Consider the following 14,864-nt stretch of genomic DNA (forward strand, 5'->3'; position numbering starts at 1 on the left):
TTCAGCTTGGCAAAGCGCTATCAGCCGAGGCTATGCTTACGCCCGTTCTCTGAGGAGTGGTCGATGAGCAAGGTGACAGTGCTGGTAGTGGACGATGCGTCCTTCATTCGCGACCTGGTGAAGAAGGGGCTGCGCGACCATTTCCCCGGCATCCAGATCGAAGAAGCGATCAACGGGCGCAAGGCCCAGCAGATGCTGACGCGCACGCCCGTCGACCTGATCCTGTGCGATTGGGAGATGCCGGAGATGTCCGGCCTCGAGCTGCTCACCTGGTGCCGCGCCCAGGACACGCTGAAGACCACGCCCTTCGTCATGGTGACCAGCCGCGGCGACAAGGAGAACGTGGTGCAGGCCATCCAGGCCGGGGTTTCCGACTACATCGGCAAGCCCTTTTCCAACGACCAGCTGGTGACCAAGGTGAAGAAGCAGCTGGCCCGTGCCGGCAAGATGGAGGCCCTGGCCGCCGGCGCACCGCCGAAGATGCTCAGCTCCGGCGGCTTCGCCAACGACTCCCTCGCCGCCCTCACCGGCGGCAAGGCCGAGGTGGTCAAGCCCGCCGCGGCGCCCAAGGCCGCCGCCAAGCCGGCTGCGTCCACCCCCTCGGCCAAGGCTGCCGGCCAGGCGCCGGGAGGCCGTGGGCAAGCCCAGCTGCGCCTGCCCAGCGGCGTGCTGTCCTGCGTCATCAAGACCATCAGCCTCAAGGATGCCCACCTGGTGGTGAAGCGCGGCGAGCCGCTGCCCCAGGTGCTGGAGAGCGCCGTGCTCGACCTGGAGCAGGGCGAGGGCGGCGAGGTGGCGCGCCTCAATGGCTACCTGCACGCCGTCTCGGCCCTCGAACCCAAGCCCGACAGCGAGTGGCTGCAGCTGACCTTCCGCTTCGTCGACCGCGATCCGCAGAAGCTCGACTACCTGTCGCGCCTGATCGCCCGTGGCTCGGCACAGAAACACTTCGTACCCGGCGCCTGAGCCAACCCCGTCACAGCCCGACGGCCGGCGCCTCGCGCGGTGCCGGCGGCGCTGCTAGGCTTGCCAGCTCGAACACCCATAACCACTAGATCCATGCAGTCATGCTAGGGCGCATCCTCCTTCTCTGCGGTTCGCTGGCGGCAGCCCTGCCGGCGAGCGCGCTGACCATCTACAAGTACACCGATGCCAACGGCGTGGTGACCTACACCGACAAGGCCGTCGCCGGTGCGCAGGTGTTCGTCTTCCGTGATCGCATGGTAGAGCGCCTGGACCTCTCGGTGAAGCTGGAGACCCAGAAGCACGATGCCGGCGAAACCCTGCTGGTGCGCAACGACCTCTACGCGCCGGTGGAAGTGGAGCTGAGCCTGAGCAACGTCAGCAACGCCGTGGGCGCGCCGGAAAAGCCCATCCGCTGGGTGCTGCCGCCGCGCAGCAAGATCCGCCTCGCCACCCTGGCCCCGGCCGACGCCAGCAAGGCCATGCGCTACAAGCCGCGCCTGCGCTACGCCCTGGGCGACCCGAGGCAGCAGCCCTCGCTGTATCGCTACCCGCTGCCCTGGGTGGGCGGCCCGTTCCGCCTGACCCAGGGCGCCAACGGCCAGTACAGCCACTTCACCCCCAAGGGCCGCTACGCCCAGGACGTGGCCATGCCCGAAGGCACGCCCATCGTCGCGGCGCGGCCCGGCATGGTGGTGAAGATCGAGAACCAGCAGAGCGGGCGGGGCAACAACCCCTCCGGCAACTTCGTGCGCATCCTTCACAACGACGGCACCATGGGCGTCTACCTGCACCTGATGCGCGGCTCGGTCAGGGTCCAGGAGGGCCAGCGCGTCGCCATCGGCGAGCAGATCGGCCGCTCCGGCAACACCGGCAACAGCACCGGCCCGCACCTGCACTTCGTCATCCAGCGCAACGTCGGCCTGGCGCTCGAATCCATCCCCTTCCAGTTCGCCCAGCCGGTGGACACCCTGCCCAACTTCGCCGTGGGCGGCGACGAATAGCCCCGGCTAGCGCGCGAAGTAGCACCCCGGTGTCACCCCGAAATGGCGGCGGAACATGGCGATGAAGGCGCTGACGTTCTCATAGCCCGTCTCCAGCGCCACCCGCGTCACCGCATCGCCCGCCGCCAGGCGCTCCAGGGCCCGCAACAGGCGGGCGCGCTGGCGCCACTGGCCGAAGGCGAAGCCCGTCTCCTCGACGAAGCGCCGGGCCAGGGTCCGCGATGAGACCCCCGCCCACAGCGCCCAGGCCGCCAGGCTGCGGTTGTCCGCCAGGTCATCGGCCAGCGCCTGGCAGACCCTCAACAGCCTCGGGTCCACCGGTAGCGGCAGGCCGAGGGGCTCCTCCGGCAAGGACTGCAGCTCGTCGAGGATCACCTCGGCGATGCGCAGCCTGCGCTCATCCAGCAGCCCTTCGTCCCAACTCGAGGCCCGCAGCACCGCCTCGCGCAGCAGCCCCGAGGTGGCGATGATCCGTGGCGCCTGCGGCAGCCCCCGGCAGGCTTCGGGCCTGACGTAGACGCTCCAGCCATCGAAGGGCCCGTGGGAGCGCAGGGCGTGTTCACAACCGGGCGGCACCCACACCGCGTGGGTGGCGGGCACCACCCAATGGCTGTGGGCCGCCGCCACCGACAGCAGGCCGCGCCCGGCGCCGAGCAACTGGCCACGGGCGTGGGAATGCAGGGTGGTCCGCCGCTCGCCGGGGCCGTGTTGCCACACCGCGACCAGCAGCGGGCCCCCGTCGGCCTGGGCGAGGGAGGGTGAAACCAGGGGCTGTGACATTGGCATTTTCACGTTATCGATCGGCACGGATAAGGCAGTTTAGCCAAGTCGCCTGGTCGCAGAATGAGCCCTCATCCACAGGAGGACATCCCCATGCGCGCCGAAGACCTGCTCCCCGATCATCTCGACCACTGCGACTTCAACGGCACCCGCGTGCGCAAGGGCACGGTGGGCGCCTTCCTGATCAACGCCCGGCGCTGGTGCGACCCGGCGGCAACGGCGGAGCAGCGCCACGCCGCCGAGCGCGAGCTGCTGGCGGCCCTGCCGGCGCTCCAGGCGCTGGGGCTGTTCGAGCTGCTGCAGGTGCGCGACCCGGCCCTGCGCGCTTTGTGCGGGCAGTCATGACCTCGACACGACGGGATTGCGCGGCGGCGCGGATCGGCCTAGGATCCGCGCCTTCTTCCCCCCACAACCGACAGCAAAAGGAGGTCCATCATGCAAACACTGATCACCCTTTGCAGGTCGCGCCTGGCTTAAACGCTTCTTCCGTCCTTCTTCGCGACGGTTCCGCACTGCCCGACCCAGACCTGCCAAATCCAAGCATTTTTCGTTTCAACCCATTTGGATTGGACCATGGGCACTTGCATTCGCAATCTGGCCGACGGCATCACCCTGATCGCCGCGGACGACACCTGGATCGAAGGAAAAGCGATCCAGCAACTTGAAACCACCGCCCGCCTGCCGGGCATGCAACGGGTGGCCGGCATGCCGGACCTGCACCCGGGACGTGGCTACCCGGTGGGCGCCGCGTTCTTCTCCAGCGGCCGCTTCTACCCGGCGCTGGTGGGCAACGACATCGGCTGCGGCATGGCCTTCTGGCGCACCGACATCCCCGTCGCCAAGCTCCACCTCGACAAGCTGGAGAAGCGCCTGGGCTCCCTCGACGCACCGCTGGACGACAACTGGCAGGAGGCGATCGCCGCCTTCGGCCTGCCGCCCTGCGGACACGAGCGCTCCCTGGGCACCATCGGCGGCGGCAACCACTTCGCCGAGCTGCAGCAGCTCGACGAAGCCTATGACGAGGAGGCCCTGGCGGGCCTGGGCATCGACCGCAAGCACCTGCTCCTGTTGGTGCACAGCGGCTCGCGCGGCCTGGGCGAAGCCATCCTGCGTGAGCAGGTGGACCGCTTCAGCCACGCCGGCCTGGAAGCCGGTAGCCTGGAGGCCGAGCACTACCTGGCCCGCCACGACGGCGCTTTGCGCTTCGCCGAGGCCAACCGGCAACTGATCGCCCGACGCATGCTGGACCGCCTGCGCGCCGACGGCGAGCAACTGCTGGACGTGAACCACAACCTCGTCTCCGCCGCGACCATCGGCGGCGTCGACGGCTGGCTGCACCGCAAGGGCGCCACGCCGGCGGACCAGGGCGTGATGGTCATCCCCGGCTCCCGGGGCGACTACAGCTACCTGGTGGCACCGGTGGCCGACGAGCGCAGCCTGCTCTCGCTGGCCCACGGCGCCGGGCGCAAATGGATGCGCAGCGAGTGCAAGGACCGCCTCGCCAAGCGCTACAGCGTCGAGCAGCTGGAACGCACCGCCCTGGGCAGCCGGGTGATCTGCGCCGACCGCGCGCTGATCTACGAGGAAGCGCCGGAAGCCTACAAGGCCATCGACTCGGTGGTCGGCGCCCTGCGCGATGCCGGGCTGGTGCAGGTGCTGGCGCGGCTCAAGCCGGTGCTGACCTACAAGACGCGCGGAGGGTGCTGCTGATGATCCTCCTGCAACTCTCGGCGGCCCAGGGGCCGGACGAATGCGCCCTGGCGGTGGCCAAGGCGCTGCAGCGGCTGCTGGACGAAGCCACGCAGCGGCAGGTGCGCGTCCAGGTACTGGAGCGGGAGGAGGGTGCGCGTCGCGGCACGCTCGCTTCCGTGCTCCTGGCCCTGGAAGGCGCGCATTCGGACGCGCTGGCCGGGCGCTGGGAAGGCTCCCTGCAATGGACCTGCCCCAGCCCCTACCGGCCCAACCACGGGCGCAAGAACTGGTTCTTCGGCGGGGCGCGGTTCGCCGCGCCACCGGCCAGCCTGGAAGGCGAGATCCGCTTCGAAGCCCTGCGCGCCTCCGGCCCCGGCGGGCAACACGTCAACACCACCGACTCGGCGGTGCGCGCCACCCACCTGGCCAGCGGCATCAGCGTCAAGGTGCAGAGCGAGCGCAGCCAGCACGCCAACAAGCGCCTGGCCATCCTCCTCATCGGCCAGCGCCTGGCGCAGCGGGCCGAAGAGGCGGACGGCGCCCTGCGTGCGGAACGTCGCCTGTTCCACCACCGGGTGGAACGGGGCAACCCGGTGCGCTGCTTTCGAGGCGAACGCTTCGAACCGGTGTGAGCCGGCTTCTACCCACCCACAAAAAACGGGGCCATTCGGCCCCGTTCTCGTTTCAGCTGGCGGTCACGCCCGTGCTTATTCCCCCGGGATGTCCTTGCGCAGCTTGACCGGGTCTTCCTTGCGCCCGCGTGCGGTGCGCATGCGGATGTTCAGCGCTTCCACGGCCAGGGAGAAGGCCATGGCGAAGTAGACGTAGCCCTTGGGCACGTGGACTTCGAACGACTCGGCGATGAGCACGGTGCCGACCACCACCAGGAAGGACAGCGCCAGCATCTTCAGGCTCGGGTGCTTGTCGATGAAGTCGCTGATGGTGCCGGCGGCGGCCATCATCACCAGCACGGCGACGATGATCGCGGCGACCATCACCGGCACATGGGAAACCATGCCCACGGCGGTGATCACCGAGTCCAGGGAGAACACGATGTCGATGATGGCGATCTGGATGATGGTGCCGATGAAGTTGCGCGCGACGCCGCCGGCCTGCGGCTGCTCGGTTTCATCCTCGCCTTCGAGGCTGTGGTACATCTCGGTGCTGCTCTTCCATAGGAGGAACAGGCCGCCGAAGAACAGGATCAGGTCGCGTCCGGAGATGCCCTGGCCGAAGATATGGAACAGGTCGGCGGTGAGCCGCATGATCCAGGTGATCGACAGCAGCAGGAGGATGCGGGTGACCATCGCCAGCGCCAGGCCGAAGAAGCGGGTGCGCGCCTGCATGTGCGGCGGCATGCGGCCCACGAGGATGGCGATCATGATGATGTTGTCGATGCCCAGGACGATCTCCAGGGCGGTCAGGGTGAAGAAGGCGACCCAGATTTCCGGGCTGGTCAGCCATTCCATGATGCGGATTCCTCGTGTGTTTCAGCGGTCAGGGGGTTGGAGCACGACGAAGCCGGAACGTGCGCAGGCGCATTTCCGGCTTCGGCGAGGGCGCGTCGCCTGCGGTTCAGTGTGTACCGAACAGCGGGAACACGCCGAGTAACAGTGCGGCGAGCAGGATACACAGACAGATCATCACCGCCCACTTCAACGTGAAGCGCTGGTGGTCGCCGAATTCGATCTTCGCCAGGCCCACCAGCAGGTAGGTGGAAGGCACCAGCGGACTGAGCAGGTGCACCGGCTGGCCTACGATGGAGGCCCGCGCCATCTCCACCGGGCTGATGCCGTAATGGGCCGCCGCCTCGGCGAGCACCGGCAACACGCCGTAATAAAAAGCGTCGTTGGACATGAAGAAGGTGAAGGGCATGCTCACCAGCGCCGTGATCACCGCCATGTAGGGCCCGAGGGAGGGCGGGATCACCGCCAGCAGGCTCTTGGACATGGCTTCCACCATGCCGGTACCGGTGAGGATGCCGGTGAAGATGCCGGCGGCGAAGATCAGCCCCACCACCGCCAGCACGTTGCCGGCATGGGCCGCGACGCGCTCCTTCTGCTGCTGCAGGCAGGGGTAGTTGATGATCATGGCAATGCTGAAGGCGATCATGAACAGCACCGGCAGCGGCAGCAGGCCGGCGATCAGCGTCACCATCAACGCGGCCGTCAGCGCCGCGTTCACCCACAAGAGTTTCGGCCGGCGCGCTTCCGGGTACTGGGAGACGCTGATCTCGTCGTGGGCGGCCGGCTCGTCCGGCAGCTGCAGCACGCCGAGGCGCGCGCGCTCGCGCTTGCCGTAGGCCCAGGCCAGGCCGAACAGGGCCAGGGAGCCGGCGATCATGGCCGGGATCATCGGCACGAAGATGTCCGACGGGTCCACGTGCAGGGCGCTGGCGGCGCGGGCGGTGGGGCCGCCCCAGGGGGTCATGTTCATGATGCCGCCGGCGAGGATGATCAGCCCCGCCATGATCAGCGGGCTCATGCCCAGGCGGCTGTAGAGCGGCAGCAGGGCGGCCACGCAGATCATGTAGGTGGTGGCGCCGTCACCGTCGAGGGAGACGATCAGCGCCAGGGCGGCGGTGCCCACCGAGACCTTCAGCGGGTCGCCCTTGACCAGGCGCAGGATGGCGCGCACGGCGGGGTCGAACAGCCCGGAGTCGATCATCAGGGCGAAGTAGAGGATGGCGAACATCAGCATCACGCCGGTGGGCGCGAGCTTGCCGATGCCCTCCAGCATCATCGGGCCGATGCCGGCCGCGAAGCCGCCGAGCAGGGCGAAGGCGATGGGGACGATGATCAGCGCGATCAGTGCGGACAGGCGCTTGGTCATGATCAGGTACATGAAGGTCATGACCATGGCGAAGCCGAGGAAGGTCAGCATGGGAATCTCCGGACGAGGGCGAGGGCGGGGCTGGATCAGCGCGCGGGTCGGGTACGGAGAGGGGGCGGAACGAGGCCGTGGAGGCGGCAGGAGCGGAGCATGGCAATCACCCATCTTGTTGTTGTCGGGGTTGCCGGGCGTAGCGGATGCAGCGCCCGGCGGCCGGTCTTCGCCGGCGGTGGGGCGATGCTAAGGGGCGAAGCTTTCAGCCAGCTTTCGCGGCGAACGGGCGGTGAACGTGCCGCGAAATCCGGACGGGCGGTCAGCCCGGCCCAGCCTGCAGCAGCGCCAGCACGGCCACCAGCGTGGCGCCGGAAAGCAGCGTCTGCAGGGTGATGATGCCCGCCATCAGGTGGCCGTCGCCGCCCAGCTGGCGGGTCAGCACATAGGCGGTGGGTGCCGTCGGCAGGGCGAAGAACAGTACCAGGATGCTGCTCTCCATGGCCGGCAGCCCGAGCAGGTACGCCACGGCGAAGGCCAGGGCGGGCATGGCCAGCAGGCGCACCGCGCAGTTCCAGCCCAGGGCGGGCAGCTCGCCGCCCAGCTCGCGGGGCTGCAGCGCCGCACCGACGCAGAGCAGGCCCAGGGGCAGGCTGGCCACCGCCAGCAGGTTGAGCAGCCGGTCTATGCCGCCACCCAGGCCCAGGCCGGCGAGGTTGTAGGCGGCGCCGGCGAGGCAGGCGAGGATCAGCGGATTCTTCACCATCGGCAGCAGCAGGCCCCTGGCGCTGACGCCGCGCTCGGCGGTGAGCGACCACACCGACAGCAGGTTCACCGTCGGCACCATCAGCGCCAGCATCAGGGCGGCGATGGCCAGGCCCTCCTTGCCGAACAGGCTGCCGATGGCCGCCAGCCCCAGGTAGGTGTTGAAGCGCAGCACGCCCTGGGTGATGGCGCCGAAGCGTGCCGCCGGCCAGCCCATCACGCGGCGGGCCAGGAGCAGGGCGACCCAGCCGACGCCCAGGCCCAGCAGCACCGCCAGGGCCAGGCGCGGCAGCGCGGGGTTGTCCAGCGGCGCCGTGGCCAGGCTGCTGAACAGCAGGGCGGGGAACAGGATGAAGTAGTTCAGGCGTTCGGCGGCGGGCCAGAAGGCATCGCCGGGGAAGCCCTTCAGGCGTAGCGCGTAGCCGCCGACGATCAGGGCGAAGAGGGGCCAGAGGGCTGCCAGCAGTGTGGTCACATCGGGTTCCGGTGGTCCGGTCGGGAGGCGGCCATCTTGTGCAACGCCGCGCACATGCGCAAGCCGACCATTGGCCGAGGCGCTCTCCAGCGTCTAGGTTTTCCCACTGCACAGGAGGACGTACCCATGACCCAGGTCCATATGGGCGGCTGCCATTGCGGGCGGCTGCGCTACCGCTTCGACGCCCCGCTCACCGATATCGCCCACTGCCACTGCTCGGACTGCCGGCGCACCAGCGGCGGCATCGTCACCACCTGGATCAGCGTGCCGCTGGCGTCCTTCACCTGGACCCGTGGCGAGCCGGCGCAGTACCACTCCTCCCCCGGCTGCTCGCGCTATTTCTGCGGTGGCTGCGGCTGCCTGCTCGGCCTCTTCACCCAGCAGGCCCCCGGCACCATGGACGTGACCATCGCCACCCTGGACGACGTGGCCGAGGCCCTGCCGGACCGGCACATCTGGGTGCGCAGCCGCCTGCCCTGGCTGCACCTGGACCCGGGCCTGCCGGAAGAGCAGGAAGAAACCCTGTAGCCGGCCCATGCCGCCCCTGTGGCTAAACAACGGGGTCACGGAACAATCGGGCCGAGCGGATACAAAGCCGCCCTGGACGCCTTGCGCTTGGGGGATGTCCCTCATCGCATTCACCATCGTGGTGATGGGTATCGCTTCGCTCAACCCATCCTACGGTGTGGTCATCCGTCACGGCAGCGCCTGCGCAGGGCGGGTGAAACCCACGAAGGTTCTGTGCACGAAACGCCGGGTTGCCCCCGACCTGCGGGGTTCATGCCACGGCGTGGCCCCGCCAGGTAGGGTGGGTAGAGCGGAGCGAAACCCACGCGGATGGTTTCCGGCGCAAGTCATTCCCTATCGGCCTGCGCCTTGATCGTAGGGTGGGCTTCAGCCCACCGGTGGGGTTAGACGCGGGGAAAACCGTCAGGGCAGCTCGAGCCCGCCGGCGTCCTTGTGCAGCTGGCGCAGGTGTGCGCTGAGCTGGTCGAGGTTGAGTTGCACGGCGTCCAGTTCGGCGAGGATGCGCGGGTCGATCAGGTGGCGCACTTCGCGGTCGAGGTCGTCGGTGAGGCTGCGCAGCTTCTGCTGGCGGCTGTTGCTCTCGGCCTCCAGGCGCTGCCACTCGCTGGCCTGGGGCAGGCCGTAGCCGCCTTCGAGCATGTCCGCCGGGCGGCTGAGGAAGCCGCTGTTGGCGAGGATCTGCTCCAGGGTGCCGCCGGCCCGGGAGAATTCGGCATTGCCTAGCTTCTCGCGACTGTCGAGGTAACGGCGCTTGAGTTCGTCCTGGGCCAGCAGCATCTGCTTGCGCATGGCCGCCTGCTCCAGCAGCAGCAGGGCGGCGCTGGCGCGCAGGTCGGCGTCGGCGATCCAGGGGCGGCGTTGGTCGCCGGGCAGGTCGAGCCAGGTTTCCACGTCGGCTTGCGGCAGCTTCAGGCGCTCGCGGGCAATGCTGAACATGGCCTGGTAGCGGTCGCGGAAGGAGTCGAAGCGGTAGCCCAGGCGCAGGGCTTCCCTCGGGTCGCGCAGCGGTTCCGGGTCGGCCACGCCGCGCCCTTCCAGCAGGGCCAGCAGGCCGTTGGGCATGATGCTGTCGAGGTCGCTCAGGCGCGGGTCGTCGGTGCCGCTGCGTAGCAGCTTGAGGGTTTCCACCGCGCAATTGTTGGAGAGGAACCAGTAGTCGCCGTCGTAGCTCCAGTGCATCTCCGCGGCGCGCTCCACCAGTTGCTCCACCTGCTCGCGGTCGAGCTTGAGCGGCACCGAGGCGAGGCTGCGCATTTCCACCTTGGTGTATTCGTCGATCACCTGGGACAGCGGTAGCACGAAGAGGCGCGAGGGGTAGGCGCCGGTGAGGCCGTCCCAGCTGGAGAGCTGCACGTCGCCGACGAAGGCGCGGTAGGACAGCACCAGGTGCTGGTCGAGGTCGAGGCGGCAGTCGGGACCGCGTGGCCGGCCGGGGGCGCAGATGACCAGGCGCAGCATGCTGTGGCCCCAGCGGCTGACCCAGTTGTCGTTGGCTTCGGCGAACAGGTAGTCCACTTCATAGACCCGCTCGGGGTCGAGGCGCCCCAGGGGTTCGCGCCCGAAGTCGCGTCCGGCGTTGAGGTAGGCCAGCTCCCCGGCGCACTCGGCCTGCTGCGCGGGGGCCCAGCCGAAGTGCTGGCGCAGGTAGCGGTACAGCGCCGGGCGGCGGCAGGCGAAGGCGGGGTCGAGAAGGAAGTACTCCATGTTCACCGCGATGAATTCGCGCGGGTTGCTCAGCTCGTAGAGATCCGGGCTGCGCGCGACCTGGTGGTTCTCCGCCTCGCGGTCACCGCGCCGGCCGACCCGTTGCGGCCAGCCGGCGAGGTCGAGCAGGCGCGGGTCGTCGCTGAGGCTGGAGCGCCGCGCCACCTGCCCCCGGCATTCGCCGCGCTGCCCCACCAGGCCGGTGCTGCCGGCAGACAGGCCACAGCGGAACTGCAGGCTGCGCTCGGCCGGGGTGCGCCAGCGGGCGCGGTCGTAGAGGTGGGTGAGTTCATGGAGGACGGTGGCCAGCAGTTCGCGGCGCACGGTGCCGTGGGGGCGGTGGGTCTTCTCGGTGGCGGCGCTGCCATCGGCCAGGGCCGGCAGCAGGGCGCGGTTGAGGTCGAGGGCGTCGATGCGGGTGGCGCGGCCGTAGGCGTTGTCGGGCAGGTCATCGGCCCAGGCGACCTCGACGCGGCGGTCGAGGCGCTGGACGAAGCTCGGTGGCAGGGCGGCGAGGGCTTCATCCAGCAACGCTTGGCTGGCCTGGCGCTGGGGCGCGCTCAGGCCGTCACTGTTCAGGTCCAGTTGCAAATCGGCCCGAACTGTTGCGCTCGCCAGCAACCCCGCCAGGCAAACCCGGCGCAGGACAGTGGGCAGGCGCACGGCCAAGACGGCGGTCAGAGCGCGAGGATGGCCTGGGCCAGGGTCTCGTCGCTGGCGTCGCGGGCCTCCGGCAGGCGCTCGCGCAGGGTGTTGAAGGCGGCTTCCAGCTGGACGCCGCGGATGTCGCCCGCGCTGGCGACGAAGCTGGCGGCGTCGTCGCGGGCTTCGCGGATCACCTTCATGTCGCGGATTGAGGTGGTGGTATCGGAGGTGAAGTCGATGCTGCGGCCGAAGGCGCGGACGATGATGTTGCTGGTGGCAACCAGGGTCTGTGCCTGGACGGCGCCGGCGACGAGGGTGAGGGCGGTGGCGGCGGCAATCAGCGTGCGACGCATTGGATCTCTCCGAAGGTGAAAACTGTACGGGTCATTGGACGGAAAACCCCAGGCGCAGTTCAAACCGAGCGAAGCGGCGCAGGGGGGCGCCGGGCCCGGGGCGCGGCGGGCGCCAAGGCTAGCGGAATGCGGGGTTCACGGCCAGGGCCGGCAGGCGCGGGGAGCGCCCGCCGGGAAGGGCGTCACAGGGCGAGGATGGCCTGGGCCAGTTGCAGGTCGCTGGCCTGCAGCTGCGGCTGGAGGCTGCGGATGTGCACGAGTGCGGCTTCCAGGCGTGCGCCACGGATGTCGCCTGCGCTTGCGACGAAGCTGGCGGCGTCGTCACGGGCGGCGAGGACGAGCTTGTCGTCGCGCAGGGAAGAGGTGACGTCCGAGGTGGCATCGAAGGTGGCGCCGAGGGCACCGACGACGGCATCGGTGGTGACCACGAAGCTGGTGGCCGAGGCGCTGGTGGCCAGGGCCAGCAGTGCGGCTGCGCCGAGCAGGCGGGAGAGGGGCATGGGGATAACTCCTGTGCGGGACGAAGGGCGCTGCACGCGCAGCGCCCCGTGGCGTAGAGCCTAGCGAAGCGGCGGGAGTCGTTCCAGTGGCGGCAGCGCCTAGCGCCAGAAGGGCTTGTCCAGCTCCTGGCTGCGGTCGCACTCGCTGAGCCCGATATCCGCCAGTTGCTGCGCGTTCAGCTGTGCCAGTTGATGGCGGGTGCGCATGTTGCGCTGCCATTCGGCTACGCGGGCGAACAGGCGGATGGCCAGCGGGGTGCGCTGCCGGGGGGATTCGGCGGGGGCAGGGGAAACGAAGCTGCGTTCCATGGCGGTCTTCCTTCCCGCTCCAGGGCGGGTTCGGGTTATGGGAGACCATGTTCGCGCGCCGCAGCGCTTGGCGGCAGGGACAGCGGGGCGCAATTGTATTGGGTCAGTGGCTGCGTGGCGGCAACTGTATCGGCCTTATTGCGCCGGGCTGTTCCGTTCGCGTTTCGAGGCCCCGAAAAAACGAAACCCGCCGGCGATACCTCTGCGGCGGGTTCTGTCAGGTGTTGCAGTGCGGCTGGCGCCGCTTCGGGCTTAGCGCCAGAAGGGCTTGTTCAGCTCCAGTTCGCGCTGCGCCTCGCTGATGCCGGCATCGGCCAGCAGGCGGGAGTCGAGCATCGCGAGCTGATGGCGGCTGGAGATGCGACGCTGCCACATCAGCAGGGTGGAGATGACGCGCAGCGGCCAGGAGGCCTTGGCGCTGGATTCGGAGGAGCTGAGGATCAGGTCGGAACTGAGGGTACGTTCCATGGTGGCGCTTCCTTCCCGCTTGTGGCGGGGCTAGAGGGGTTTGTCTGGTGCCTATTTTCTGTCCAGAACAAACGACCCAGTAGTCACAGCTGACTGAAATTGTACGGGTGGTACTGAGCAAGCTAACTAACTGTGCCTGCGAAATTTCGATCAGCTGTATTGGTGCCCCGTTGAAACCCTCGGCGAACGACGGGAAACCGGATTTTTCACTGCCGAAGCGAACTTCGGCAGGGATTGGCAGCAGTACAGTTGGCCTTTTACCGGGAGCTGTTTTTTGACCTGTTCGTCAGCAAAAAGTCCGCTGTACCGATTCAGCTGGCGAGCATGCGCCCGGTTTCTTCCAGGTTGATGTGCCAGTCCATGGCTTCGCGCAACAGATGGGGGGTGTGCCCGCCCTTGGCGCAGGCGCGCTCGAAGTAGTCGTCCAGTGCCGCACGGTAGTCCGGGTGCACGCAGTGGTCGATGATCGCCCGGGCGCGTTCGCGCGGGGCCAGGCCGCGCAGGTCGGCCAGGCCCTGTTCGGTGACGAGGATGTCGACGTCGTGCTCGGTGTGGTCCACGTGGCTGACCATGGGCACGACGCTGGAGATGGCGCCGCCCTTGGCGATGGATTTGGTGACGAAGATGGCCAGGTGGGCGTTGCGGGCGAAGTCCCCCGAGCCGCCGATGCCGTTCATCATCCTGGTGCCGCCGACGTGGGTGGAGTTGACGTTGCCGTAGATGTCGAACTCCAGGGCGGTGTTGATGCCGATGATGCCCAGGCGCCGCACCACTTCGGGGTGGTTGGATATCTCCTGCGGGCGCAGCACGAGCTTGTCCTTGTAGCGCTCGAGGTTGCCGAAGACATCGGCGTTGCGGCGCGCGGAGAGGGTGATGGAGCTGCCGGAGGCGAAGCGCAGCTTGCCGGCGTCGATCAGGTCGAAGGTTGAGTCCTGCAGCACCTCGGAGTACATGCTGAGGTCTTCGAAGGGCGAGTCGATCAGCCCGCACATCACGGCGTTGGCGATGCTGCCGATGCCGGCCTGCAGGGGCGCCAGGCTGTTGGACAGGCGCCCGGCCTCGACCTCGCGGGCGAAGAAGCCGATCAGGTGGTCGGCGATGGCCTGGGTCTCGGCATCGGGCGGCAGCACGGTGGAGAGCGAGTCCGGCTGTTCGGTGAAGACGATGGCGGCGATCTTCTCCGGTGGGATCGGGATGGCGGTGGTGCCGATGCGGTCGTCCACGCGGGTCAGCGGGATGGGCGTGCGGGTCGGCCGGTAGGTAGGGATGTAGACGTCGTGCAGGCCTTCGAGGTTGGTGTCGTGGGCCAGGTTGATCTCGACGATCACGCGCTTGGCGAAGATGGCGAAGCTGGCGGAGTTGCCCACCGAGGTGGTGGGCACGATGTGGCCCTCCTCGGTGATGGCCACGGCTTCGATCACGGCGATGTCCGGCAGCTTGAGCTGGTGGTTGCGCAGCTGTTCGACGGTTTCCGACAGGTGCTGGTCGATGAACATGACGCTGCCATCGTTGATCGCCTTGCGCAGGGTGCTGTCCACCTGGAAGGGCATGCGCCGGGCCAGCACGCCGGCTTCGGTGAGTTGCTTGTCGAGGTCGTTGCCCAAGCTTGCCCCGGTCATCAGGGTAATCTGCAGCGGCTGCTGCTTGGCGCGCTCGGCCAGCGCGCGCGGCACGGCCTTGGCCTCGCCGGCGCGGGTGAAGCCGCTCATGCCGATGGTCATGCCGTCTTCGATGAGGGATGCGGCATCGGCCGCACTCATTACCTTGCCCAGCAGCGAGGGCAGGCGTACGCGATCAGGGTGCATGGGGGAACCTCGGGCAACGGGGGAGACGAGCCGCGCAGTCTAGGGGCTCT

General features: G+C 68.5%; 16 protein-coding genes. 6 read left to right on the forward strand and 10 right to left on the reverse strand.

The window, feature by feature from the left end:
* The first annotated feature begins 63 nt into the window (after positions 1 to 63).
* Both ACYJSS_RS24355 and ACYJSS_RS24360 read left to right on the forward strand, forming a co-directional pair.
* On the forward strand, positions 64 to 966 hold the full coding sequence (locus tag ACYJSS_RS24355; protein ID WP_111263317.1) for a response regulator: 903 nt from the start codon (positions 64 to 66) through the stop codon (positions 964 to 966).
* A gap of 101 nt (positions 967 to 1,067) precedes the next feature.
* Positions 1,068 to 1,967, forward strand: a complete 900-nt coding sequence (locus tag ACYJSS_RS24360; RefSeq protein ID WP_236205128.1) for a peptidoglycan DD-metalloendopeptidase family protein — start codon at positions 1,068 to 1,070, stop codon at positions 1,965 to 1,967.
* A gap of 6 nt (positions 1,968 to 1,973) precedes the next feature.
* Here ACYJSS_RS24360 and ACYJSS_RS24365 read toward each other — a convergent pair whose 3' ends face one another.
* Positions 1,974 to 2,747: an AraC family transcriptional regulator gene (locus ACYJSS_RS24365; RefSeq protein ID WP_111263315.1), complete on the reverse strand. Its 774-nt coding sequence runs from the start codon at positions 2,745 to 2,747 to the stop codon at positions 1,974 to 1,976.
* Between the two features lie 93 nt (positions 2,748 to 2,840).
* Between ACYJSS_RS24365 and ACYJSS_RS24370 the strand changes: the two genes are divergently transcribed.
* The 3 genes from ACYJSS_RS24370 (at position 2,841) to prfH (ending at position 5,071) form a co-directional block, all read left to right on the forward strand.
* Positions 2,841 to 3,092: a DUF7709 family protein gene (locus ACYJSS_RS24370; RefSeq protein ID WP_236205129.1), complete on the forward strand. Its 252-nt coding sequence runs from the start codon at positions 2,841 to 2,843 to the stop codon at positions 3,090 to 3,092.
* Between the two features lie 228 nt (positions 3,093 to 3,320).
* Positions 3,321 to 4,457: an RNA ligase RtcB family protein gene (locus tag ACYJSS_RS24375; RefSeq protein WP_111263313.1), complete on the forward strand. Its 1,137-nt coding sequence runs from the start codon at positions 3,321 to 3,323 to the stop codon at positions 4,455 to 4,457.
* On the forward strand, positions 4,457 to 5,071 hold the full coding sequence (prfH, locus tag ACYJSS_RS24380; protein ID WP_111263335.1) for a peptide chain release factor H: 615 nt from the start codon (positions 4,457 to 4,459) through the stop codon (positions 5,069 to 5,071). Before ACYJSS_RS24375 ends, prfH begins: the two co-directional genes overlap by 1 nt.
* A 75-nt stretch (positions 5,072 to 5,146) precedes the next feature.
* Here the strand turns inward: prfH and ACYJSS_RS24385 are convergent, their stop codons facing one another.
* From ACYJSS_RS24385 to ACYJSS_RS24395, 3 genes are all read right to left on the reverse strand, one after another.
* Positions 5,147 to 5,908, reverse strand: coding sequence for a TerC family protein (locus ACYJSS_RS24385; RefSeq protein WP_111263312.1), 762 nt, complete (start codon positions 5,906 to 5,908; stop codon positions 5,147 to 5,149).
* Positions 5,909 to 6,014: 106 nt separating this feature from the next.
* Entirely contained in the window at positions 6,015 to 7,322 is a 1,308-nt protein-coding gene (locus ACYJSS_RS24390; protein WP_111263311.1) for a CitMHS family transporter, read from the reverse strand.
* Positions 7,323 to 7,584: 262 nt separating this feature from the next.
* Positions 7,585 to 8,556, reverse strand: a complete 972-nt coding sequence (locus ACYJSS_RS24395; protein ID WP_373874042.1) for an AEC family transporter — start codon at positions 8,554 to 8,556, stop codon at positions 7,585 to 7,587.
* Between the two features lie 72 nt (positions 8,557 to 8,628).
* Between ACYJSS_RS24395 and ACYJSS_RS24400 the strand changes: the two genes are divergently transcribed.
* A complete protein-coding gene (locus ACYJSS_RS24400) occupies positions 8,629 to 9,030 on the forward strand; it encodes a GFA family protein (protein WP_111263309.1) in 402 nt (133 codons plus the stop codon).
* Between the two features lie 402 nt (positions 9,031 to 9,432).
* Here ACYJSS_RS24400 and ACYJSS_RS24405 read toward each other — a convergent pair whose 3' ends face one another.
* The 6 genes from ACYJSS_RS24405 to ACYJSS_RS24430 form a co-directional block, all read right to left on the reverse strand.
* Positions 9,433 to 11,391, reverse strand: a complete 1,959-nt coding sequence (locus ACYJSS_RS24405) for a DUF7844 domain-containing protein (RefSeq protein WP_236205136.1) — start codon at positions 11,389 to 11,391, stop codon at positions 9,433 to 9,435.
* A 20-nt stretch (positions 11,392 to 11,411) separates the two neighbouring features.
* Complete coding sequence (locus ACYJSS_RS24410) at positions 11,412 to 11,732, reverse strand: DUF2388 domain-containing protein (protein ID WP_111263308.1); 321 nt, start codon at positions 11,730 to 11,732, stop codon at positions 11,412 to 11,414.
* Positions 11,733 to 11,914: 182 nt separating this feature from the next.
* Complete coding sequence (locus ACYJSS_RS24415) at positions 11,915 to 12,232, reverse strand: DUF2388 domain-containing protein (RefSeq protein ID WP_111263307.1); 318 nt, start codon at positions 12,230 to 12,232, stop codon at positions 11,915 to 11,917.
* Positions 12,233 to 12,331: 99 nt separating this feature from the next.
* A complete protein-coding gene (locus ACYJSS_RS24420; RefSeq protein WP_111263306.1) occupies positions 12,332 to 12,541 on the reverse strand; it encodes a DUF1127 domain-containing protein in 210 nt (69 codons plus the stop codon).
* A gap of 252 nt (positions 12,542 to 12,793) precedes the next feature.
* The gene (locus ACYJSS_RS24425; protein ID WP_111263305.1) at positions 12,794 to 13,009 is read right to left on the reverse strand and encodes a DUF1127 domain-containing protein; all 216 of its coding nucleotides are present in this window, start codon (positions 13,007 to 13,009) and stop codon (positions 12,794 to 12,796) included.
* A gap of 311 nt (positions 13,010 to 13,320) precedes the next feature.
* Positions 13,321 to 14,814, reverse strand: a complete 1,494-nt coding sequence (locus ACYJSS_RS24430; protein WP_236205131.1) for an acetyl-CoA hydrolase/transferase family protein — start codon at positions 14,812 to 14,814, stop codon at positions 13,321 to 13,323.
* Between the last annotated feature and the right edge of the window lie 50 nt (positions 14,815 to 14,864).

Source organism: Pseudomonas sp. No.21 (assembly GCF_054558415.1).